Consider the following 24,105-nt stretch of genomic DNA (forward strand, 5'->3'; position numbering starts at 1 on the left):
ATGTATATGAATGTCCCTAAAAGATAAATAAAAATAGGCATAAAGCTTAGAAGGAGACCATGCTATGAATCCTTGCTCTTCTATTACCATTGAACATCTACCTAATGAAATATTAGTTCCTATTTTAAAGGTTTGCGCCGCACCTTCCTTGTCTAGCGTTTGTACGAGATGGCGACATTTGCTGGCTACAGAAGTCATGCCTTCCCTCTATAAGCAAATAAGTAAGATGCATTTTCTTGCAGGAGACGTTAACAAGCAGACTTTTGTTTTAGATAGGATTTATAAGCTAGAAGAAGAGCTTTCAAAGGCAGCAAAGGTAAATGCAATTTTCAGGCAAACCTTTACCCAAGCTAGGTCTATTTCTCCTTTAGAATTTAAGGGAAGCATCGAAGAAAAAAGAGATTTTACCCTCACTAATTACCGCTCTTACCTTGTAAACATTAATCGACTTTTAATATGGAAAGAACTTCGGGGAGGAGAAGAATATTTAGGGAAAGAAGAAATTAAAAATTTACCTTTAAAAGAAAGAGGCAGGCTTTTTAAGGAGTGGATTGAAAGCTATAGCAAAGATATTAGGAAGTTAAATGTAGCAAGGATAGGCTTAACCTTATTACCTTCAGAGATAGGGCAGTTATCTCAGCTGCAAACGCTTGAATTAAGCAACAACCAGCTTACCACCATTCCTGCAGAGATAAGGCAGCTGTCTCAGCTGCAATGCCTTTACTTAGAAAACAACTATCTTACCACCCTTCCAGCAGAAATAGGGCAGCTATCTCAGCTACAAAGACTTCACTTAGAAAACAACCAGCTTACCAACCTTCCTGCAGAGATAAGACAGCTATCGCAGCTGCAAAGGCTTTACTTAAACAAGAACCAACTCACCACCCTTCCGGCAGAGATATGGCGGTTATCGCAGCTGCAAAGGCTTAAATTAGACAATAATCAGCTTACCACTCTTCCAACAGAAATAGGGCAGCTTACTCGGCTAGAAAAACTTAAATTAAGCAGCAACCAGCTTACCTCCCTTCCAGCAGAAATAGGCCATCTGCCAAACGAGTTAAATCTTTATCTAGATCGAAATCCACTGGAAAATATTCCTAACAAAATAAAGCAACGTTTTAGGTTATAAATGGAGAGTATGTATTTGCAGCATTTAGCTTGTTAAAATGAAGATATCTATAGGTCCAGAAGGTTCTGAGAATATAGATAGCCTTCCGACTTATTATAGAACCATTAGCATCCGAAGTTAATGCTTCTCTGATAAAGGATAAGAAGAATTTTTAATGGTTTTTATGGTGCTAGCTTGCCTAAGCATGCCGCTAAGTTGCTTTTAGATGTTATTTGCCTGTTTTGTCTTATTCTCCATGTATATAAATGCCTCTTACGAGCCACCAAGAAGCATGCATAAAACTTAAAAAGAGGCCATACAATGAATCTTATCTCTTCTAGCACCATTGAACATCTACCTAAGGGGTACTTAAAGCCGTGATTTCTCACCGCATTTCAGAATAATAGAATTTTTGGTAAGGAGGCCCTAAGCATCTAAGGATAATTCTATGGCGTTCTTTCAGATTGGTAATTTGCAATTTTTTATGGTCAATAAAGACCATATGGAGGCCTAGAAAACAGAAAAACACCCAGCGTGTTGTTGGCTTTTGCGTAGGTTTCTTAAGCTGATTTAAGAAGTTCTCACCATTTTCTCGCAATTTTTCTCGAATTTTCGATTAGCTCATCTGTCTTTTTTATAGATTTTTTTTTAAACGGAAAATCTATAAAAAAGACAGATGACCTAATCTGACGTTATGTTTTATGGCTTATAGCTTCTTAACCTTACTGAAATACCAGGCAAAAGATAAAAAAAAATCTCTATGACTCTGCCTCAAGTAAGAAGATTAATTAACAGCTTATTTTGCATTACTATTTGCCCTTTTTGCCAAGCTATTCATGACTCATCTAAAAGGCTATTTTTTGATACCTCTTAAACCTAACGAAGTAGTAATAGGTCGCACAATGAAGATTTTGCAGGAAGGCAAAGACTATAGATTTTTTGGCCTATTCATTAAATTAAACGGCTCAATAAAAATAGCTATTATTGGCATCCCTTTTATTCTTATCTCTTCATTCCATTCATTTAAATTAACTTTGCAAAAAAGCTGCTAGCAAGCGACACATTTCTAGATGATCCTGGGTAGCAATAAGCTCACGAGCAGAGTGCATACTTAGCTGAGGTGAGCCTATATCAACTGTTGTAATACCCGTTTGAGAAGCTTGGAGGGGGCCAATGGTAGAACCACAAGGAATATCATTGCGACATGAAAAGAATTGATAAGGAATGGCATGCTTTTCGCATAAATGGACGATGCTAGCTGAAGATTGAGCGTCGCTGGCATAGCGTTGATTTGCATTGTATTTAATTACAGGGCCCTTGTTCATTAAAGGAGCATGACGCGGATCGTGTTTTTCCATGTAATTGGGATGCAAGGCATGGGCTAAATCTACAGATAAACATAAAGATTGAGGTAACAGAGCCAAAAATTGTTCTCTAGAAAGCTTTAAAGCTATGGCAATACGTTCTAAAATCTGTAGAAGAAAAGGGGAGTCAGCTCCCTGGGCTGTTTTTGAGCCTATTTCTTCATTGTTCCAAAAAACAGCTAAATTCAGAATATTTTTTTGCGGATGGCTGGTTTTAAGGGCTGTCAAACCTGCATGCACGCTGGCCAAACTATCTAGGCGATAACCGCTAAGCATTTCAGGGCCTATAAGCTTAGCTTTCTCTAAAGGATATAAGAATAAATCATGGCTCAAGATATACTCGAAAGAATCTTTTATATTATCTTCCAATATTTTCAAAAGGTATGATTGCTGAGGATCTGCATCTAAAGCGGCCAAGGCTGAAAAATGCTCTTGTTTGTTAAAATAGGGGCCTCTTTCATTAGCTTCACGGTCAAGGTGGATAGCAAGTTGAGGAATGATTAATGGATGGCTATCAATATTGACTAACGCCTGTTTAATTGCATTATTAGAATGAGCTAAAAAGACCCTTCCCGCTAGGCCTAAGTCTCGGTTGAACCAGGAGGTGAGAAGAGGCGCTCCATAAATTTCGGTCGCAAGCATCGTCATATTATCGCGGCGAAATTCAGGGTTAGGTTTTAATTTGAAGCCGGGGCTGTCTGTATGTGAGGCAATAAGGTGGGCTTTTTTAAACGAGTCTTGAGGAATAATAAAAGCACAAATAGAAGACCCATTACGTTTAAGAAAATAGCCTTTGCCTTTTTCTAGTTCCCATTCTTGGGCTTCTTCCAGTTCAGTAAATCCTTCAGCAAGAAGAGATCTGCCTATATAATCTACTGCATGCCAAGCTGTGGGAGCTTGATCGAGTAAAAGCATTAAATCGTCAATAAGCGAGTTAGACATGATGAGAGTCCGTTTTTTATATAAGTTAGGGGAAATTAGCTTTTTAGAAAATTTATTTTCTATGGCCTATCAGCGAGAGTAAAAGATAAGAAATAAACATAAAAGTTTTAATTTATATCTCTCTAATCTTTTTTATTATTTACCTAAATTTTTCATTCTTGGTTATCCTATCCAGTCTCATTCAAGGAGCTTAAGACAAAGCTACCACACAAATATTTTTAGCCTCTGCAGGAAGGCTTTAAACCTTAGAAGTCTACCTGTAACCCAGTGAAAAAAACATGAAGAGATGTGGCTTTTAATTTTCATCTTCTTAGCAAAGTTTAGATCATATTTATTAAGCTTGGGTTTTAAGTAGTTTACCATCTTAATGAGGGACTAACTTTTCTACTCCTAGATAGCTTTGCAATACTTTAGGGATAGTAACAGAGCCATCCACATTTTGATTGTTTTCGAGCAAAGAAACCATTAAACGCGAAGTAGCTAAGCCAGAACCGTTGAGTGTATGAACAAATTCAGGTTTTCCTTCCTTTTCCCGGCGAAAGCGGATATTTGAACGTCTGGCTTGAAAATCCGTGCAATTGGAGACAGAAGAGACCTCATAATACCGATTCTGTCCTGGCAGCCAAGCTTCAATATCCACAGTACGAGCCGAAGCATAGGACATGTCTCCTGTTACTAGCAAGGCCATGCGATAGTGAAGTTCTAGTCCTTGCAAAATTTCTTCTGCGTTTTTTAACATTTCTTCAAAAAGAAGAGAACTTTGCTCAGGGGAGCAAAAGCAAAACATTTCTACTTTGTTAAATTGATGGACGCGAATTAAGCCTCTCTCGTTAGAGCCTGCAGCTCCGGCCTCCCGGCGAAAGCATGGCGTGTAAGCAGTATATTTCAGAGGAAGCTCTTCTGGATTTAAAATTTCTTGAGCATGAAGTCCATTTAAAGGGACTTCTGCGGTAGGTATCAAATAAAGATTGTAATCTTCATCATGAATTTTAAATTGTTGATTTTCAAACTTAGGCAGTTGCCCGGATCCATACGCAATTTCCTTTCTTACCAAAAGAGGGGGTATCCATTGTTCAAAACCATTTTTGATTTGCACACTAAGCATATATTGAATAAGTGCCCACTCTAAACGTGCTCCTAAGCCTCGATATACAGGCCATCCGGAGCCAGAGATTTTGGCACCGCGTTCAAAATCAAATAGTTTTAATTTTTCATTAAGTTCGACATGATTTTTGAAAGCAAAATCAAAATCTCTTTTATTTCCTACCTCTTTAAAGATAACATTCTCCTTAGGATCAGCAGAAATCTTAATATCCTCCATGGGAACGTTAGGAAGTTTAGAAATTTCGTAATTAAAAGAATATTCTACTTGCTGGCATTGATGCTCAAGCGAATGGATCTCATCGGCCATTGAAGCCACTTCTTTAACCATTTCGCTGGCATCTTGGTTGAAGCGACGCATCTCTCCAATTTTTTGAGAAAATTCATTGCGTGTGGCCTTTAAAGCCTCTAATTGTGTTTTTAGAGTACGCAATTGCGTATCCAGATCCATCACAATAGTTAAATTGATGCTAGGATCTTTTGTTTTTAGTTTAGCCTCTATTCCTTTAGCATCTTTGCGTAGTAGCTTAATGTCCAGCATAAGGGATAACATCCTCGATTATTTTTTTTCGTTTATTATAAAATGTAAAACCTTTAAAAGGCAAGGAGAGGAGAGAAGAAGCAAGCGAGACTTGTTTTAGCTAGGACAGACGTCGCATCTCTTAAACTTAAACTTTTTTAATTCTATTTTCTACTCTTCTATTTTCTCAATTTTTTCTTGAGTCTCTTTGTCCGATCCCCTATATTCGATTTTTTTTAAACCTTCTACCATCAAAGCTATGAAGATTAATTATTTAATAATTACCTTAGGATGTATAGGCTCTTTATTGGGTTTCCCTCTTTTACCAGCGTTGGAAAATAAGGGCTATACCTTGATTGAAGATAAAGCTTTACTGAAGGTCAAAACTCCTACCTTTTCTCAAACACAAGTACTTAAAATCAAACTTAACAATGGGCTACAAGCCGTTTTGATTTCCGATCCTCAAACAGATCAATCCTCTGCAACTCTGGTTGTAGGAGCAGGTAGTTGGCAAGATCCCGACCCATATCCTGGCCTTGCTCATTTTGTGGAACATATGCTTTTTCTAGGGACAAAGAAGTATCCTAACGAATCAGAATTTCAACGTTTTATTACAGAACATGGCGGATTTTCTAATGCTTTTACTGCTAATGATCACACCGCTTATATGTTTTCCATCGATAATGAAGCTTTTCCTCAAGCGCTAGATCGCTTTGCCAGCTTTTTTAAAGAGCCTTTATTTAACGTGTCAGGGATTGTGCGAGAATTGAACGCTATTGATCAGGAATATGCTAAAAACTATGAAAACGATGACGTTCGCGAGGTGATGGTCATGAAGCATATACAGAATCCTCGACATCCTAATTACCGTTTTAACATAGGAAATTCCACTACTTTAAAAGCCGCTTCGCAAGAGATCTTAAAAGCATGGTATAACGAGCATTACAGCTCTAATATTATGCGTTTATTACTTGTATCTAACTTACCTTTAGAAGAAATGACACGGTTAACGGTTGATGAATTTGGTGATGTCGCTGATAAGCATAAGGTTTGTTATGTTCCTCCTATGGATCTAAACAATCCTGACATGGAAGCTAAACTTTTTTATATCACCCCTATCCAAAATATACGCAAATTGACGTTGGTGTGGGATTTACCCCAAGAATTTGCTGAAATGAAAGATACCTACCCTGATCGTTTGATTTGCCAGGTATTAGGACATGAAGGTAAGGAGAGCTTATTAGCGCAATTGAAACGCGAAAAATTAGCAGAAAATTTAGGATGCAGCACCTTTAATCTAGGAGAAAAAAATTTAGTTTTGTTTGTGCAAATGGAGCTTACTGATAAAGGCGTTCAATCTATTGATCGGATAATCTTACGTTGTTTTCAAACTCTAGCGCTGATGAAAGAAAAGCCTTTTCCTCGTTATATCTATGATGAAGTTAGACAAATTAACTTACTCAACTATGAATATCAACAACGCGAGGAGGTGTTCACAGCGGCTATGAAAAATGCCGACCTTTTAGTTAGAGAAAATATAGCCACTTATCCTGAGCAAACTAAAGTGATTCAAAAATTTAGCCAGGCAGATGTTCAGAATTTATTGGACTATTTGACTCCCTCCAACTGTCGTTTTTTGATTCAAGCGCCCTCTTCCTTGACCGGAGTAGAACCTACCCATCAAGAAGAGTGGCTACAGGTGGCTTATGCAATGAAAGCTATAGAGCCTTTTAAAATGCAAGAATGGGCATCTGCTACCCCTATTGCTGAGATTACTTTGCCTCTTCCCAATCCTTTTTTACCTAAATCTTTGGATTTGCTTCATGCCTTACCTAGCAAGGAGACACACCTTTCCCGTCTGCCTCACCCTCACCTCATTGAAGACTCAGAACATGGTACGATTTACTATGCAAAAGATCAGCATTTCCTTATTCCTCAACTTTATTTGAATTTTAATATTAGAACTCCTGCGATAGATATAGGGGATGCTAATAAAATTGTGATGGGCGATATCTATATTAAAGCAGTGGAAGAAAATCTTAGCAAATTTAGCTATGCGGCCACTGTGGCAGGTTTAAATTTTAGTGTGGCACGTACCGAGTATGGGCTAGCTTTCAAAATCACCGGTTATAATGACCATGCTTTTCTTTTATTTGAAGAAATTCTTAAACAGCTAAAAGATCTAAAGCTTTCAGAACAAGCGTTTAAGATAATTAAACAATCACTGCTAAGGCGTTATCAAAACTTTAATAAGAGAGCCCCTTTAAAAAGAGCTAAAGAGCTCTTTCAACAAACGATTTATAAAAAATATGCCGCGGAGCATCAGAAAATAAGCGCAATACGTAAACTTTCCTTTGCTAAGTTCCAGGAAGATGTCCAGTCGTTATTTAGGCAGTCTTTTGTCGAAGGATTGATTTACGGAAACGTCACTGAAAATCAGGCTAAAGAATATGCAGATAACTTAATCAAAACTTTAGATAGCGCGCCTTATCCCAAGCAAATGCACAAACACGCTGAAATCATTAATTTATCTTCAGCGGAAGGCCCTCTTCTCTTGGAAATGAAAATTCCCGTCCAAGGCAGTGCCACTTTATTAGCTATCGAAAATTCTAGCTTTACACTTAAAGAACGTGCTGCTCAGCAGATATTGATGAAAGCGATGAAGGAGCCCTTTTTTGCTGAGTTACGCACTCGGCAGCAGACAGGTTATCTTATTTCTAGCGCAGCCGAAGAAATTGAACGTAAACTATTTCTAGCATTTGTTGTACAATCTAATACTCATGATCCTCGCGATCTTTTAGCACGCTTTGAACTGTTTATTGAAAGCTTTTTGCAGGGAATTGAAAAAAACTATTTAACTCTCAAAAATTTTGAAATAATTAAAAATTCTCTTTTAGAAGAGCTGGAGAAACCTCCCCATAATATGGAATCCTTGGGAGCTCTTTTACATAGCTTAGCCTTCAAGTATGAGGGACGTTTTGATTGGATAGATAAACGAATTCAAGCGCTTAGAGCACTCACGCATGGTGAGTTGCTAAGCTTTACGCATGCCTGTATAGGCAAAGACAATAAACGCCGTCTAGGCTTGCTTATAAAAGGGCATATGGATAAAGCCAAGGGGCTTTATTACACTCTGATCAATACGCCTGAGCAACTTAAGCAAAAAAGTACATTTTCCTCTAGCTGGGGAAATGAGGAAAAGGAACGTAAGCTTGAATGATTAAAAGCATTTTAAATCTTTGAAGATAATAGGAGGGCGCTACTAGGATATTGGTTATAGAGGGAAACCAATCAGATGCTTGCTATGAGCTTGCTCGTAAAGGGTGGAGAGGGGCGCAGCTTCTGGTAAGACAGTACTGCTGCATAACAAGCTCCCAGATGTATTGAGCACGAGCTATGCGCCTAGTTTTTTTATCTAAGTGTTGGCTCCCAGGAAAATTAATCATATCTATTTCCTGTCCAAAAGATAAATGTACTGGAGCGCATTTTGCCTGGCGCCTTTCTCCTAATTCTTTCTCGACACTTTGAGGAGGCGGTAATAAATCGTATGTGGACAAGCTTAAAGGATAAAAATGGGCTTTTTTCCCAGAATGCTGAGCCATTAACCAAAACATCTCAATACTATGAGCATCAAAAGGAGCTATTTCTACTTGGCCGGTATTTATATTGGCACGGTCCCTGCCGCCACTGGGGGCGACATAAATGCATTTGCCGCCTTCAGCAAGCAGTTGGCTCATTTGATGCATGACACGTTGATTATAAAGAAGCTTTTCTTGTTTCTTTTCGGGAGGATTTTCTACATGTTTTTTAGAAAAAATACATAATAAATTACACCCTTTACTAAACGGAATGGCTAGAGGATCAGTAATAACTCGATGTCCCGCTACAAAAATCATTTCCTCCGCTAAACGAGTATGGTCTTTTTCTAGCATTAGACAAATAACTTGAGGATCAGGTTCGATTTGGTGATTAGCTAATAATATAACATTTTCTTGATTAGCTAAATGCGTTTCAATTTCTTCAATGTATCGGGCGTGGTGGATTTTAGAATGAGCAAAGACAATAAGAGGGCGCATCATTTCTAATCCCAGACGGTAGTAGTCATAGGGAGTGCGAATGGCACGATGATAAGGCTCAAATGCATAAGGTTGTTGGTTTTCCTGAATGACAAATTGTAGATATTGGGTGATAATAGGTTCATAAGCTGACATAGGCTTATTATTTTCAGTGACAGCTTGAGTAAAACTTAGGTAAAAGCCTTCAAGAATTTCATATTGTTTGGAGTTAAGGGCTTCCTCGCTTTTTAGGCTCTTCAATAGTTTCATGTAGCCCATGCCAAACCTCAGACATCTATTTTTTTATTATTTATCGTGGATAGGAAATGATAATCGTTGATGTGCATATTGTCATCAGTAGCAATTTGAAGGTGCGCATTTAATTCTTCGGCCAGCTTAAATAAATACTGTTGGTCAATAACTTTTAAGTATTTTTCTAGTTCAGGATGAATGATCAGTTTTAAAGCAAACTGCTGATGGCATCCAATTACTTTTTTAAGGGCCCTTTCAATCTCGATAGAGATGCTTTCGTGCGTTTTAACAAGGCCACTGCCTCCGCAATAAGGACAGCTGCAGAAGATAGTCTGGTGTAGAGAACCTCGATTACGTTGGCGTGTCATCTCAACTAAGCCAAATTCGCTCATTCCTAAAATTGTGCATTTTGCCGAATCCTCTTTCATAAATTCTTTGAGGCGTTCTAAAACTCGGCGTTGATTTTTACGTAAACGCATATCGATAAAATCGCAAATGACTAGCCCTCCCACGTTGCGCAAACGTAATTGCCGCGCAATTTCTTCCGTAGCTTCTAAGTTGATCCTTACTAACGATTCTTCTACGTCTGTCTTGTTACTAGAGCTTCTCCCAGAATTGACATCGATCGTATGCATGGCTTCGGTACGATCGAAATAGAGGTAACCCCCGCTAGGTAGCCAAATTTTACGGCGTAAAGTTTTCTCTATTTCCCTCTCTACATTAAAGCGCTCAAACATAGGTACTTTATCCCGATAATATTCGACGCATAGAGCATGCTCATTGGCGTAGCGGCTGTATAAGCGCTTGCATGTTTGATAAACGTTATAGTCATCTACCAGTATTCTTTCATAACGTTTATCGACCGCATGGATCACTGCACGCTTGATAATATCGGATTCAGCAAATAAAAGATTGGGTTCACTGGATTTTTTGAAATTCTCCATGATATTATTCCAGGTGTTGAGCAAATCATTAGCTTCTTCAATCAACATCTCAGGAGTGGCAATCGCGCTAGCCGTTCGACAGATTAAGCCCATATCTTTGGGCATTTCAAAAGCGCGAATTAACTTTTTTAATCTTTCACGCACATTGCGATCCTCAATTTTACGAGAAACACCCCGGTGAATGGAGTTGGGAAGCAGGACTAAATAGCGCCCGGCGATGGAAATGTTAGAGGTTAAACGTGCACCTTTTGAACCAATAGGCTCTTTGACCACTTGTACTAGAACATTCTGGTCAATTTTCATGACCTGCTCGATATCTAAATTTTGCTGCTGCTTATCGTCTAGAGTTTTGATGTCATAATCTAGATCAAAATCCATCTCATAAACTTGCTCGAATTTTTTAGTGTTTTCAATGATGTCAGAGATGTGAATAAAACCATTTTCTCCTTCATTAATATCAATAAAAGCAGATTGAATGTTATGAAGAATATTAGTAACTTGGCCCCGGTAGATGTTGCCCGTTAACTGTCTTTCTTTTTTTCTTTCTACGATTAAGTCATGTAGTTGGCCATGGCGCAGATGAGCATAGCGGATTTCTTTGGATTCAATATTTAAAAGGATTTCGTCCATTATAATTACCTAATTTTGGACGAAAAGTGTTTGAGCTAAGTCGTGCGATGTCTAGAGATCAATAGGCTAGGATCATTTTATCTTAAGCGTCTTTCATGATTATGTATGAAAAACATGATAGCTTTGCAAAACTGTAGGAGCATCCTTGCCTGGCCAAAAGCTTACTCAAGTGATCTACCAAAGACAATAAATGCCTGGATACATGTTGAACTTTTATGGTATTAACATCCTAGCATTTAGGCTATTGAAAAAGCCCTTACACCTTTCGTGATTTAAAGAGCTATCATAGCCGATAAAGCCGTTATTAGCTAGAAAAAAGAGTAAGGTCGATCATTCCAATAAGCTTCTTTGGAAAATGGATAATTAAAAAGCAACCCTCTGCTTTTTAAAAAATTAATTGCTAAGACTATTAAGAATATAAGGTTAATTTTTAGACCAAGATGAGTAGAAGTGGATGGCTTTGGCAGACTTTAGCAAGCTTAGGAAAGCTAGGCTTGCTTTTTTACTGGATAAAAATCCACTCTTTGAGTAGAATTTTAAGAATGAACGAAGCATTTAAAATATATGTTGAACAACTTAGAGATGGCCATGCAGAAGCTATTGTTGAAAAGCTTGGCCCTGAGTTTTTAGATATTCATGAAAAAGAGTTAAGCTTTGTTGACCCAGTGGTCGTAGAAGGGGAAGCTTATTTAGCAGAAAACGATTTGGTCTTACATTTTGACATTCAAACGTTTGCCACTCTCCCGTGTGTGATCTGCAATGAAGCGGTAAAAACACCGATAAAATTAGAAAATTTTTATCATACCGTGCCGGCAGAAGAAATAAAATCGGGAATTTACAACTTTCAGGAGATGCTAAGAGAAAACATTTTGCTGACCGCTCCTTTTTTTGCGGAATGCAATAACGGCCAATGCCCTCATCGGGGCGAGCTTAATAAATTTTTTCGAGATAGCGATTCTCCCGACGGTAATTCAGAAGATGAAGGGTACCGTCCCTTTGCCCACTTATAAACTTAATAATTTGATGAGGAGTTAACACCCCATGGCAGTACCACGTAACCGTCACTCTAATGCCCGCAAAAATTCTAAGCGCGCACACCATGCAAAAAAGCCTAAACAATTAGCTAATTGCTCTAACTGTCAATCTCCTAAGCTGCCGCATGTAGTTTGTCCTTCTTGTGGACAATATAATGGGCGTGTTGTCATGGCTCGAAAAGCTTAGTTTAAAGGAGAACTTGAATATTGCGCATCGGGATTGATTTAATGGGGAGCGATAGCTCGCCAACGATAATTTTTGATGCTCTTATTCAAGCGCTTGATCAATTAGATCCCTCTCTTAGGCTTATAGCGTTAGCTACTCAATCCGTTATCGACGAGCATAGGGCTAAAGCAAAAACAAGCCTGCCTGCAGAAAAGTTCAATCGCTTAACTTTTTTACCTGTGGCCAATTTCATAGAAATGGGGGAAGACCCCCTGATTGCTCTACGCCAGAAAAAAAGATCATCGATCGCTATAGGAATCAAGCTTCTCAAAAAAAAACAGATAGATGCCTTAGTTTCTGCTGGTAATACAGGCGCTTTAGTTGCTAGTGCGACTCTTTCTTTGCCTAAACTGCCTGGTATCACACGACCTGCTCTATTAGCAACTTTGCCTACAAAAAATGGCTCCTTAGCTATTGTGGATGTAGGAGGCAATGTCTCCTGTAAAGCAGAGCATTTGGTAAAGTATGCTTACATGGGAGCTGCCTATCAAAAATGCACGAGCGGCATAAAAATACCTAAAATTGGGCTGCTGAATATTGGGTCGGAATCTAAAAAAGGGACTTCTGTCGTTCGTAAAGCTTATCAACTTTTAAAAGATGTCTGCCAGCACTCTATAGATGGGGTTCCTTACATGGAATTTCATGGCAATATAGAGGGACGGGAAGTTTTCTATGGAAAGGTAGATGTATTAGTAACGGATGGATTTACAGGTAATATTCTTGTCAAAACGAGCGAAGGACTTGCGGATTTTATTTTTGAATATTTAAGGGAAACTCGGCAGGATCATCCTCTAAACTTTTTACAAGAGCCTTTAGAGTATTTACAAACTCTTTTCTATTATGCTGAATACCAAGGAGCTCTTTTATGTGGGGTAGAAGGCCTTGTTATTAAATGCCATGGACATTCTAATACTAAAGCTTTTTTTAATAGCATTAAAGGTGTTAGCCATATGATTAAAAATAATCTTTTAATGCAGATCAGGGATGCTTTAAATTGAGCATTTTTCTAATCCATTTAATACAAGGAAACACTTTTTCTTGATAAAGCTCTTAAAAGCCATGAAATTAAGAGCTTAAGAAAAGCTTGAACATCTTACCGATCATGTCTTTAGTTAAGCTTTATTTTCTTTAACGTAGCTCTTAAAGAGCGTGAATAACGCTTATTGCCACTCCCCAGATGCGTAATTCTGTATCCTCAGTGATTTCAATAGGGGCATAAGCTTTGTTTTCAGCGACTAGCATCAGCCTATCCGCTACGCGACGTAGACGTTTGACAGTTAATTCACCATTCAAAGAAGCGATAACAATTTTTCCTTCCGAGGGCTCTATACTTCGATCAACGACTATAATATCATTATGATGAATCCCTGCATTGATCATCGAGTCTCCACACACCTTTAAAAGAAAAGTGACATCCGGTTCTTTAATCAAAAGTTCATTTAAATCAATTTTCTTTTCGATATCTCCTTCACCGAAGGAGGGAAATCCAGCATTAATGCGATATTGGTAAAGAGGTATACGATAAAATTTATTTTGTATAAATTTTAAAATATTTTGAATTTCACTTGCTGGCACTTGAATAGCTTTAGTCTCTTCCATAAATCTTCTACTCTTAAAAAAAATAACTGTTTTAATGAATGGTTATGACTCATCATTACCTTGTTGTCAATAGATTTTAGTTGCCTGGCACCCTAAGAATCAAAATGTTTCATCATCATTTATAAAGGCTTATTGCTAAAATGTAGATAAGCTGATTGATCGGTATCTATAAGAGCATTTTCGAGCATATGAGAATAATGGTCTAGATTAATGTGAGCAGGATAGGATATAGGGGAGCCAATCTTCATACAAATCTTTGAAAAAGGCTGAGGAAGCATCATTTTATCCCAACTTTTTAATTGCCATAAGCGGTTAGCTGACCAGCTGAAAGGGAATACGGTAGCAGCTGTCTGTTTAGCTGCTAAAGCAAGACCGGGCTTAACTTGATAACGTGGCCCGCGTGGGCCATCCGGAGTAATTAAAACTATATCCAAACTATTTTTTAATCTGTTGATCATTTCCTTTAAAGCTTCATGCTTTGCATTGTGCTTAACACGTATAGTACGCCCATTTTTAAAACTATTCGCGAATAATGCTAAGGGTTCCCCATCACGACTTTGGCTAATAAAAGCCGTATAATTAAATTGCGGAGTGTAGCTCTGAAAAATAGTCGCTACCAACATCAAGCGATTATGCCAAAGCATAAGAATACAATTTCCCTGCTTAGCATGTTTACAAAATTCCTCCAGTCCTTCCAATTGAATGCGACAGGTCATCAGTAAAAGTTTTAAAAAAGCTTTACCGGCATAAGCAAGTACACGAGGGACCAAATAATGAGAAAAATAGCGTTTAATAGCTTTCATGATAATAAAGAATGTATAGCTTGCGCGGCATTCTGGCTGGCATGGGTTCCTTGGAAAAGCTCAACAATTTGCTGGCAGCCTTCTAGGCAACGTGCTCTTGAAGAGCCTGCATGAATGTCTTCTAGCTCTTTTGCGACCTTCTTAGGGGTAAAACCCTCTGCTATAAGCTCGGGAAATAAACGCTGGCCAGTGAGTATATTAACGATACAATAGTAAGGTAGATTTAATTTAATTATAAATTTAGCAATCAACCAATTAAGGGTAGAGAGCTGATAGACCACCACTGTAGGGCAGCAGTGGAGTGCTAATTCAAGGGTAACTGTTCCTGATTTGGCTATGGCACTATGACTATTACGCATCAAATCATAGGTGTGTGCTTTATCCACAATAAAAGCATGAAGCAAGCGATGCTTTTTAAGGATCTTTTCAATAAGCGGTTTAAGGGATGCGTTAGAACAAGAGATACCAAAAGCTGTAGAAGGATTTTCTTTTTGAAAAAGGAGAGCTGCCTCTAATTGCTTAGAAAGATTATTTTTGATTTCAGCTTCTCGGCTGCCAGGAAAGATGGAAATCAATAAATGCTCGGGTGGGCAAAAGCGACTTTTCCAAGAAGGGGCGTAAAGATGTTGGGAAATATACTCTTGAAGGGGATTACCGACATATTGGACTTTAAGGGAAGTAGGTTTAAAGCTTATGTTTTCAAAAGGATAAATGGTGAGTAACATATCCAATGTTTTAGCCATATGTTGGATACGCTTTTTGCCCCACGCCCATACAGAAGGGCAGATGTAATGGACGAGCTTACCTTTATATCCTGCTTTTCGCAGAGCACGAGCCATGCGTAAATTAAAGCCTGGATAGTCGATGAAAATTACTAATTCAGGACAAGTGCTTAACACATAATCGCGTATATAATAAAATTGTTTATAAAGACTAGGCAAAGCTTTAATGACATCTGAGAAACCCATGACAGCAAATTTTTCCATGGGCATAATATTGACAATCCCCTCTTCTCGCAGAGCAGGGCCAGCCACGCCACTGAACCAGCAGCTAGGATATAGCTCCTTAAAAGCTTTCACTAAGTGAGCACCATGTAAATCCCCACTAGGCTCTCCAGCAAAAATAAAAAGATGTGGATGGAGATTGTCATTACTTTTCATAAGCCTCCCCACATGTTTCATACGTAGGATTTTTAGAAAGAAGCATAAGATTACGAATATAAGGGACAATGCCTAGAGCAGGGCCTATAATATTAACCGGATCATAGATCCGAATAAAGTAAACGATTGAAAAAGAAGCTCCTAAAAGGCTAATCCACCAAAATGAAGCGCCGAGTTGGCTTGTATGCGTCTTTTCAACTTGCCACCATTGTATCCAAAAACGACAATTGAATAGAAGGAGGCCTATAAAGCCAACAATATGCCAAGAATTATGGATAGGCAAGCTATTAGAACTCCATGCATGACTAGGTAGACGTAACCAGGCAGATTTATTCTCGGCTAAGTAAAGGTGCTGAAAATAAAAAGCTAAAGTCGTTAGTGCCAGAAAGCTTAGCATGATTTCTATCACCCTTACTGTGGGCATGCTCTGTGAAGTTTCTTTCATGAGATTAAGATTACGCCAGGAGATAACAGCATTTATGACTTGAACAATGCCTACATGAAATTGCATCTGAATAAAGGAATGAATAAGTAAAAGGAGATTTCCCAGCAGGGATAGCTTCCAAAAAAGAGGCGTAACTACACTTTTTCTGCTAATTTCGCTTCTAAGCCATTGAATGATAAAGCGTGCTCCAAAAGCTAAAGAGGCTATAAATCCTAAGGGATAAAAGATCTCACGCCACTGCTCGTTCATGGTAATTCTTTATTAATCTGATATTTTAGCTGACGTTTTTTCATCCAGCGTACAGCTGCAAGATCTGCAATCGTATTAAAAGATCGATTAAAAAAATTATATTTAGTTTTGCCTTTTATACGCTCGCGGTGGTTAACAGCAACTTCTTGTACTTCCAATCCTTCAATTTTAAAAAGGGCCGGAAGAAAACGGTGCATGCCATTATACATTTTGATTCTATGCAAAGCAGAGGTGCGATAGATCTTTAAAGAGCAACCTGTATCGCTTACGCCATCTTCACAAATTGAACGCCGAATCAAGTTAGCTACTGTGGAGATAAGCTTTTTTGACAAAGGGTCTTTACGATTGACGCGTACTCCACATACCAAGTCACAATTGTTGATTGCTTCCACGAGTTTAGGAATATCTGCAGGATCATTTTGTCGATCTCCGTCTAAGGTGATTACAAATTCTCCTTTAGCGGCTTTAAAACCTGCAGCAAAGGCGCTAGATTGTCCATAGTTTTCTTTAAAAATTAGCAGCTTTAGATAATTTTTTTTATGCAATAAGTGAGTTAAAAGAGCAAGCGTTTGATCTGTAGATCCATCATCTACACAAATAAGCTCCCAAGGTTTTTTTAAACTGAGCATGATGGGCTCAAGTTCTTCAATGAGCTCAACAATATTGTCCTCCTCATTTTTAAGAGGGATAACGACTGAGTATTGAATGGTCATGGATAGCTTAGGCTTTTAATGAATAAGAAAGCATCATATCATCTTAAGGTTTACCTAGACAAGAAGTTTTTTAATAGGAATCTAAAGTTAGGCAAACCTGGCGAGATTAAGCAAAAGAGGAATAAAAAATGCTAGCCTTAAATTTATCTTCTTCTTCCCACTTGGCATCCTGTAAAAGAGCTTAAAATGCAGTTATAAAGCTAAAATTTTTGCTAAATTAATTTATGTTTAACCCACTCGGCTCCCTCTTTAAAGATAGGAGGTAAAGTTCCATGGCCTTTGTAACCTATAGAAGCAGAAATGATTAGTTCTATAGCAGGAGAGCGGTGCCCTTGCTGGTAAGCGGCCTCAGCTAGCTGGTGGATAAAATCAAAGCAGGCGTAGGTGCCAACTCGGTTGTCACGGTTGCCTATATAAAAGCGAAATTGTTTATTCACTAGCTGATAGATAAGGCCATGTAAGTCCCATTCTTTCTCTAAGTGGTTTGTTTTTTCTAAAGATGAAAGTTTAGTCATAGGAGCAAAACCTAGGACATATTTGAGGCGCGGTTCTCGGGCAGCTAGATGGGTAGCTATAAATGCTCCACGCGAGAGCCCCCCTACAGCTATCCTTTCTTCATCTACGAAACCTTGTTGAATAAGATACTCTATATTTTTTATACAGCTTTGTAGGAAATGAGAAAAAGAATGCGGATGAGTTGCAAATTCCTGCATCCATAGGGCTAGCGCCTGATTAGAATCATACCCCTGACCATGAAAAGGAAGCGTAAACGAATAGCAGCGTATAGGAAATTTTTCTAGAAAAAGTATAGGTTGATTGTAAGGCTCTTGATAAAGACTCTCTTCCGCTGAAAGAGCAAAATAAAAAAAAGCGGGTAAAGGACCGGCAGCAAGAGGTTCTCCTTGCATATAGATGGGTAAAGTTGTAGGAGAAGCTATAACCTCTTTGCGCTTCATGGATTCTATTCATCATTTTCTTAAGCTTTGACATCTTTTTTTTGAGGTTGAGGAGGGCGGCCGTATCGCCTCTTTTTTGGAGGATGCGAATAACGATTAACCTGAGAAGAGCGGCCTGCATTTTTGTATTGGTCTCGCCAATATATGTACGCTTCTTGCAGGTGGGGCTGTATGCTTGCACGAATTTTTAGAAAAATAAGAGAGGCTTCAAATTCTTTATTGTGAACTAATTTTGTCCGTAAATGCCGCTTGCCAGAAAAAGGAGTGAGACGGTATTGCGTGGACAGGATAAAATTCATCACGGCGCTATGGCGGCGAGGAAAATGAGAAAACGAGGAGGTGACAAATCCCTTAATGAGAGAGGATGTAAGCATCGTGATCTCACCCATATGAGGGTGACGTCCTTTGTCAAGGTATTGGGTTTTAATTTCTTGCTCTAAGATAGGGAAAAGCATATTGCTGGTTAGGAGAGAACGATCTAGAGTCCTTTTGCTATAAAGATTGATTTGGTCAGCAGTTGTTAGATAGCGGTAAATCTCGTTTCCTTGATGGCTTTGAATAAAATGAGCCAAGCAGGGAAAAATAAGCTCTAATAGGCCAGCTTGGGACATCAGGTGAAAAAAAGACGAGGAATAACCTGATTCTAGCATGCGAAATATTTCTTCCAAAATCCTTGCAGGTGAACTTTTAATTAACTCCTTTTTGCATTCAAGTAGGGCTGTTTGTACTTCGGGAACGACGGTAAAGTTGTAGCGCGCTTGAAATTTCAATAAGCGGATCATGCGCACGGGGTCCTGCTTGAAACGGGTAGAAGGCTCACCTATCGTTCTTAAAATTCTTTGATGAATATCTTCCCATCCACCCACATAATCAATCACGCTATGATTAGTAGGATCATAAAATAAGCCGTTAATAGTAAAGTCGCGGCGCAAGACATCTTCTTCGGGTGTGCCCCATACGTTGTCTTGAATGATTAGATCACTATCATTTTCTCCTGAACGAAAAGTGGCTACCTCTAAGATTTTAGGTCCAAATCGTACATGCGCCAATCGAAAACGGCGGCCAATTAAAAGACAGCTTCTACCGAAAAGTTGCTTAATTTGTTCGGGCTTGGCCGAGGTAGAGATATCAAAATCTTTCGGAGTTTTCTTGATAAGAAGGTCACGGACACCCCCACCTACTAAATAAGCTTTAAAGCCAGCTTCTTTCAATCGGTTGATTACATAAAGGGCATCTTTATCAATCAAGTGATGCTCGATCTCATGGTCTGTCGCATGAAAAATTTTAGCTTGCAAAGACTTTAGCTCTCCTTAATCAACTGTTTATAGATAATGAGGTTGTCAAGTTTATTTCTTTTGTCACGCTCTTTTATACAAGGTCTTAAGGTAATAAAAAAGCTTTTATAAAAAACTTATTCAATCAATGAGATGATATTTTAAGCAAGCCATGCGCAAAAGTCAACTTCAAACCCTTAGTTTAATAAAACTCAAAAATAAACCAGCTTCTTTACTGCCCATTTTCAAAATCATTTTTTTTCTCCATGAGTTTTATCATAAAGAAAGTGTAGGATAAATAGAAAATTGTATATACTCACCTATCATTTTTCTTGATTGCCGTCTAGATTTTTGATTAATTTATAGTTTTAGGGAGAGGTTGATGACAAAGAAAAGGACAAAAGTCTTTGGAACAGACGGTGTGCGGGGACGTGCAAATTATACTCCTATGACAGTAGAGATTGCCTTAGCTTTGGGCCGAGCGGCAGGTAAGATTTTTCGACGTCACAATGGTAAACATAGGGTAGTCATTGGCAAAGATACACGTCTATCTTGTTATATGTTTGAAAATGCTTTAATAGCTGGTTTATGCTCCATGGGAGTAGATACTTTGATGGTAGGGCCTCTCCCTACTCCAGGGGTAGCTTTTATTACAAGAGCTTACCGTGCAGATGCTGGTATTGTTATTTCAGCTTCTCATAATGCTTATTATGATAATGGAATTAAGTTTTTCTCTTCCGAAGGCTTTAAATTACCAGATGCTTGGGAAGCTGAAATGGAAGAGTTGATCACTACCAATAGCTTTGAAGATAGCCTCCCTCTTGAGTTTGATATAGGAAAAAATAGCAAAATTAACGATGCGGATGGACGGTATATAGAATTTGTAAAAGCCACTTTTCCTCGTCGTTTATCTCTTAAAAATTTAAAGATCGCTTTAGATTGTGCTAATGGGGCAGGTTATAAAGTGGCACCTTTAGTATTTAGGGAGCTTGATGCCCAAGTATTTGTGTATGGTAATAGCCCGAATGGTCTAAATATCAATGATGCTTGCGGCTCTTTACATCCTGAGACTGTGCAAAAAGCTGTGATCGATCACCGGGCAGATGTAGGGATAGCCTTAGACGGGGATGCAGATCGCGTGATTATGGTGGATGAGAATGCGCAGATTGTAGATGGAGATACTATATTGGCAATTTGTGCACGGGACTTAAAAAAACAAGGTCTTCTCAAGAATAACAAAGTAATAGCGACTGTGATGTCAAATTTTGGCTTTGTCAAGGCTATGAGAGCTGAACAGATAGAAGTGGTTTGCTCGCAAGTGGGAGATCGTTATGTCCTTCAAGATATGCTGAAGCATGAGGCTAATCTAGGTGGTGAGCAAAGTGGACATATGATTTTCTTAGACCATAATACTACCGGTGATGGGCTAGTTTGTGCCCTACAAGTTTTGCGTATCATGATAGAGACCGATTCTAAGCTGTCAGATTTAGCTTTAATCGTACAACGTTACCCTCAGTCTTGCATCAATGTAAGCATTCAGTCCAAACCCCCTTTAAATGAACTTAAAAATGTGCAAGAAGCTATCGCTAATGTGGAAAAAATGCTGGGCGATGCAGGTCGCGTGTTAGTACGCTATTCAGGCACGGAAAATATTTGCCGAGTAATGGTAGAAGGTCCTAAGTTAAAACAAGTGCAGCAAATGGCGCTTACGATCAGCAACAGCGTTAGAGAAGAAATAGGATCTTCTTAACCGACTTCAAAGGAATGATTTATGTGCGGAATATTTGCTTATATAGGCTTTAGAAACTCGCTTGAAATAGCTTTAGAGGGACTAAAGAAAATTGAATATCGTGGCTATGACTCCGCGGGTGTGGCTGGTATCAAAGAAGGACAGATTGCCTATTGCAAAGAACTAGGCAAAATATCGGCTTTGGAGAAAGAGCTGCAAGCTTGTAACTTTTGTTTAGCCGATGCTGCCATTGCGCAAACACGCTGGGCTACGCATGGAGTGCCTAGCAAGATTAATGCTCATCCTCATTTTGATACGCCACATTCCTTGGCTGTCGTGCATAATGGAATTATTGAAAATCATGAGAGCTTAAAACAAGATTTGGTTAAAAAAGGGATCAGCTTCGTTTCCGATACGGATACCGAAGTCGTGGCCCATCTAATTGGTAGCTTTTACCAAGGGAATTTTCTACAAGCTGTTCAACAAGCTTCACATTTGCTAAAAGGAGCTTTTGCTCTTGCAGTTATTCATAAAGATCATCCTGATCAAATCATTGCTATCGCTCAAGAATGCCCTTTAGTGATGGGTATAGGCAACAATGAAGCTTTTATTTCTTCAGACTCGAATGCTTTTTTAAATTTTACTCAGAATGTGGTTTATCTAACTAACTCTGAAATCGCTGTGGTTAGTCATAAAGAGGTAAGGATATACAATTCTGCAGGGGATGAGATTGAAAAAAAGATTGAATGCTTACCTGTAACAGCTAATGATGCCCATAAAGGCCATTTTGAACATTATACCCTTAAGGAAATTAACGAGCAGCCTCAAGCTATCTTCAACGCCCTGGAAGGACGTTTTTCCGAAGAATATGGCACAGCAGTTTTTGAGGAGTTAGAGCTGGATCTGACAGAGCTTTTAGCAGCCCAGCGTATTTTAATTTTGGGCTGTGGGACCTCCTGGAATGCAGGCTACGTGGCTTCTTACATGATCGAAGAAAAAGCACGTATACCTGTCGAAGTAGAAATTTCGTCTGAATTTCGTTATAAAAATCCTATTATTCTTCCGCATACTTTAGTAATTGCCATCAGCCAATCTGGAGAAACAGCAGATACTATAGCAGCCGTCAGAGAGATTAAAGCTAAAGGTGGAAAAGTAATTGCACTCTGTAATGTTGTTGGTTCAACATTGGCGCGAGAGGCAGATGCAACTCTTTTTTTAAAGTGTGGTCCTGAAATTGGTGTATGTTCAACTAAAGCCTTCACAAGCCAATTAGTTGTTCTTGCTTTATTGACCTTAAGGATGGCTAGAATGCGACACTTAGGCAAGAGTGAGGGGCAAGAGTTTTTAAAAGCTTTGCGGGTTTTACCCGAGCAAATTCAGTTAGTATTGGATAATGCTTATTATATAGAAAACGTAGCTAAAAAATATGCCCAGTATGAAAACTTTTTCTTTCTAGGGCGGCGCTATATGTATCCTACAGCTTTAGAAGGAGCTCTTAAGCTGAAAGAAATTTCCTACATTAATGCTAATGGTTATCCAGCAGGAGAAATAAAGCATGGACCTATTGCTTTAATTAATGGCCATTGTCCTACCGTAGCTCTTTGTCCTAATAAAACTACCTACGGTAAGCTATTGAGCAATTTGATGGAAGTGAAGGCGCGTAAAGGCCCTATCATAGCTATTGCTGAAGAAGGGGAAGATAGCTTGAAAGGAGTAGCGGATGATATTATACGCATCCCCCCTACGCTGGATGAGCTAGCGAGCATTCCGGTTACTGTAGTTAATCAATTACTAGCTTATTATATTGCACGAGAAAGAGGGACAGATATTGATCAGCCTCGTAATCTAGCTAAATCAGTTACTGTTGAATAATCGAAAGCCTTTGCCGCTGCCTTCTTAAAGGCCTATTTTAAACTAAAATCAAACTATTTTAAATCTTAAAAATTAATTATTTTTCACTTTTATTTTATTTTTTTGCCGATCTTAATTTAAAAAGTATAGGACTATGATAAATAGCCCAGTTTAAAGAAAATACGCCTGCATAGTCAAAGAAGGGATTAGCCTCTTAAAAACTGGCCCTCTCCTTAAAAGCATGTTTTTATTAAGCATAGGATTGCATAAAAAACCTGCTGAATAGCTTATAATTTAAAGCTTTAAGATAAAACCAAACACTGTTTAGCTGTAAGCGTAACGGGGTATAAATGATTTTTCTTCAAAAAAGCAAGGGATTGGGCAGCAATTATATAGTTTTGAGCTGCTCTTTATATGATTGCTTACTTTATGAAAAAATATCTTTCTCAAGGAGGGAGATACCTTTCAGAGGATTAGGAAAGCAAATTAACATTTTTAAAAGCGTATTAGCTGAGGTTTAAAATTTTTTTATTAGTTACTAATTAATAAATTATTAGTATTTCATGATAGATAAAGTTAATTTGAATTTATGGTAAATAGCATGGCCCCATTTTCCCTAATCCCTAGTATAAGAATACCTGAAGAAGTGCAATTAAAGATTCTTAGCCTTTTAGATGAAAAAGAATTACCGATTGCAGCCCTTGTTAACAAACATTGGCAGCGAATGGCCCAAGATCCTTCTTTATGGCGGCCTATTTGCCAGCGACGCTGGAAAAACCTTAGCCACTCTTCTTCCCCAGGAAAAAACTGGCAAAAAATCTGTAAGAAACAAGTGCAGATGTCAAAAATGATGAGGCTAACGAAAGGCGAGTATTCAAAAAACAAATGTAAACAGACTATCTACAAATTACCTAATTTTTCAGGGAAAATTCTTGCGCTTAAAAGAGAAAAACAATTTGCTTTTATAAAAGCAACAGCAGGTACAGCGCAAATCTATCATTTGGGCGAAAAAAGTTGTCAGTTAGTGTATGATAATGTGAAAGAGGAAAGTTCTCGCCTGATTCATTATCAAGAAGGCCATATTATTCAAGTAACACAGGAAGGTTATCTTTACCGTTGGAAAGTTAATGAGGCTTTTCCCCAAACTTCT

The 24,105-nt window shown here is 38.5% G+C and carries 19 protein-coding genes; 8 read left to right on the forward strand and 11 right to left on the reverse strand.

Translation table 11 applies throughout. The features are described from left to right. Positions 1-64 precede the first annotated feature (64 nt). Positions 65-1,129, forward strand: a complete 1,065-nt coding sequence (locus DB42_RS10310) for a leucine-rich repeat domain-containing protein (RefSeq protein ID WP_052435951.1) — start codon at positions 65-67, stop codon at positions 1,127-1,129. 1,007 nt (positions 1,130-2,136) lie between these two features. Here DB42_RS10310 and DB42_RS03420 read toward each other — a convergent pair. Both DB42_RS03420 and serS read right to left on the reverse strand, forming a co-directional pair. Next, positions 2,137-3,414 carry a M18 family aminopeptidase gene (locus DB42_RS03420; RefSeq protein WP_044881738.1) on the reverse strand — a complete coding sequence of 426 codons (1,278 nt, stop codon included), beginning with the start codon at positions 3,412-3,414 and terminating at the stop codon, positions 2,137-2,139. Between the two features lie 364 nt (positions 3,415-3,778). After that, a complete protein-coding gene (gene serS / locus DB42_RS03425) occupies positions 3,779-5,056 on the reverse strand; it encodes a serine--tRNA ligase (protein WP_044881739.1) in 1,278 nt (425 codons plus the stop codon). A 286-nt stretch (positions 5,057-5,342) separates the two neighbouring features. Between serS and DB42_RS03430 the strand changes: the two genes are divergently transcribed. After that, entirely contained in the window at positions 5,343-8,255 is a 2,913-nt protein-coding gene (locus DB42_RS03430) for an insulinase family protein (RefSeq protein ID WP_238578981.1), read from the forward strand. 82 nt (positions 8,256-8,337) lie between these two features. Here DB42_RS03430 and DB42_RS03435 read toward each other — a convergent pair whose 3' ends face one another. Beyond that, positions 8,338-9,360, reverse strand: a complete 1,023-nt coding sequence (locus DB42_RS03435; RefSeq protein WP_238578982.1) for a 1-acyl-sn-glycerol-3-phosphate acyltransferase — start codon at positions 9,358-9,360, stop codon at positions 8,338-8,340. A gap of 17 nt (positions 9,361-9,377) precedes the next feature. Further along, a complete protein-coding gene (locus DB42_RS03440) occupies positions 9,378-10,919 on the reverse strand; it encodes an Rne/Rng family ribonuclease (RefSeq protein WP_044881742.1) in 1,542 nt (513 codons plus the stop codon). 539 nt (positions 10,920-11,458) lie between these two features. On the opposite strand from DB42_RS03440, the gene DB42_RS03445 reads away from it, so the two are divergent. The 3 genes from DB42_RS03445 to plsX are packed head-to-tail and all read left to right on the forward strand — an operon-like array spanning position 11,459 to position 13,174. Beyond that, positions 11,459-11,926, forward strand: coding sequence for a DUF177 domain-containing protein (locus DB42_RS03445; RefSeq protein ID WP_039386093.1), 468 nt, complete (start codon positions 11,459-11,461; stop codon positions 11,924-11,926). 31 nt (positions 11,927-11,957) lie between these two features. Further along, positions 11,958-12,137 carry a 50S ribosomal protein L32 gene (rpmF, locus tag DB42_RS03450; RefSeq protein WP_039386081.1) on the forward strand — a complete coding sequence of 60 codons (180 nt, stop codon included), beginning with the start codon at positions 11,958-11,960 and terminating at the stop codon, positions 12,135-12,137. Between the two features lie 20 nt (positions 12,138-12,157). After that, a complete protein-coding gene (gene plsX / locus DB42_RS03455) occupies positions 12,158-13,174 on the forward strand; it encodes a phosphate acyltransferase PlsX (RefSeq protein ID WP_155117407.1) in 1,017 nt (338 codons plus the stop codon). 142 nt (positions 13,175-13,316) lie between these two features. On the opposite strand, the gene DB42_RS03460 is transcribed toward plsX, so the two are convergent. The 7 genes from DB42_RS03460 to pcnB all read right to left on the reverse strand — a co-directional run bounded on the left by DB42_RS03460 (position 13,317) and on the right by pcnB (position 19,396). Further along, complete coding sequence (locus tag DB42_RS03460) at positions 13,317-13,775, reverse strand: LexA family transcriptional regulator (protein ID WP_044881743.1); 459 nt, start codon at positions 13,773-13,775, stop codon at positions 13,317-13,319. A gap of 119 nt (positions 13,776-13,894) precedes the next feature. Then, positions 13,895-14,578: a lysophospholipid acyltransferase family protein gene (locus tag DB42_RS03465; protein ID WP_052435954.1), complete on the reverse strand. Its 684-nt coding sequence runs from the start codon at positions 14,576-14,578 to the stop codon at positions 13,895-13,897. Further along, on the reverse strand, positions 14,575-15,738 hold the full coding sequence (gene lpxB / locus DB42_RS03470; RefSeq protein WP_044881745.1) for a lipid-A-disaccharide synthase: 1,164 nt from the start codon (positions 15,736-15,738) through the stop codon (positions 14,575-14,577). Before lpxB ends, DB42_RS03465 begins: the two co-directional genes overlap by 4 nt. Next, entirely contained in the window at positions 15,728-16,432 is a 705-nt protein-coding gene (locus DB42_RS03475) for a lipid-A-disaccharide synthase N-terminal domain-containing protein (RefSeq protein WP_044881746.1), read from the reverse strand. The genes lpxB and DB42_RS03475 overlap by 11 nt, the downstream gene beginning before the upstream one ends. After that, positions 16,429-17,145, reverse strand: coding sequence for a glycosyltransferase (locus DB42_RS03480; protein ID WP_044881747.1), 717 nt, complete (start codon positions 17,143-17,145; stop codon positions 16,429-16,431). Before DB42_RS03480 ends, DB42_RS03475 begins: the two co-directional genes overlap by 4 nt. A 212-nt stretch (positions 17,146-17,357) precedes the next feature. After that, the gene (locus tag DB42_RS03485; RefSeq protein ID WP_042243104.1) at positions 17,358-18,101 is read right to left on the reverse strand and encodes a prolyl oligopeptidase family serine peptidase; all 744 of its coding nucleotides are present in this window, start codon (positions 18,099-18,101) and stop codon (positions 17,358-17,360) included. 20 nt (positions 18,102-18,121) lie between these two features. Further along, positions 18,122-19,396 carry a polynucleotide adenylyltransferase PcnB gene (gene pcnB, locus DB42_RS03490; protein WP_044881749.1) on the reverse strand — a complete coding sequence of 425 codons (1,275 nt, stop codon included), beginning with the start codon at positions 19,394-19,396 and terminating at the stop codon, positions 18,122-18,124. 361 nt (positions 19,397-19,757) lie between these two features. On the opposite strand from pcnB, the gene glmM reads away from it, so the two are divergent. The 3 genes from glmM to DB42_RS03505 all read left to right on the forward strand — a co-directional run. Next, positions 19,758-21,125 (forward strand): phosphoglucosamine mutase, encoded by a 1,368-nt coding sequence (gene glmM / locus DB42_RS03495; protein WP_044881750.1) that lies wholly within the window; start codon positions 19,758-19,760, stop codon positions 21,123-21,125. A gap of 21 nt (positions 21,126-21,146) precedes the next feature. Further along, on the forward strand, positions 21,147-22,976 hold the full coding sequence (gene glmS, locus DB42_RS03500; protein ID WP_044881751.1) for a glutamine--fructose-6-phosphate transaminase (isomerizing): 1,830 nt from the start codon (positions 21,147-21,149) through the stop codon (positions 22,974-22,976). A gap of 580 nt (positions 22,977-23,556) precedes the next feature. Next, positions 23,557-24,105, forward strand: a 549-nt coding sequence (locus DB42_RS03505; RefSeq protein WP_044881752.1) for an F-box protein, incomplete at its 3' end; no start/stop codon positions are given.

The sequence above is a fragment of the Neochlamydia sp. EPS4 genome (genome assembly GCF_000813665.1).
GTDB lineage: Bacteria > Chlamydiota > Chlamydiia > Chlamydiales > Parachlamydiaceae > Neochlamydia.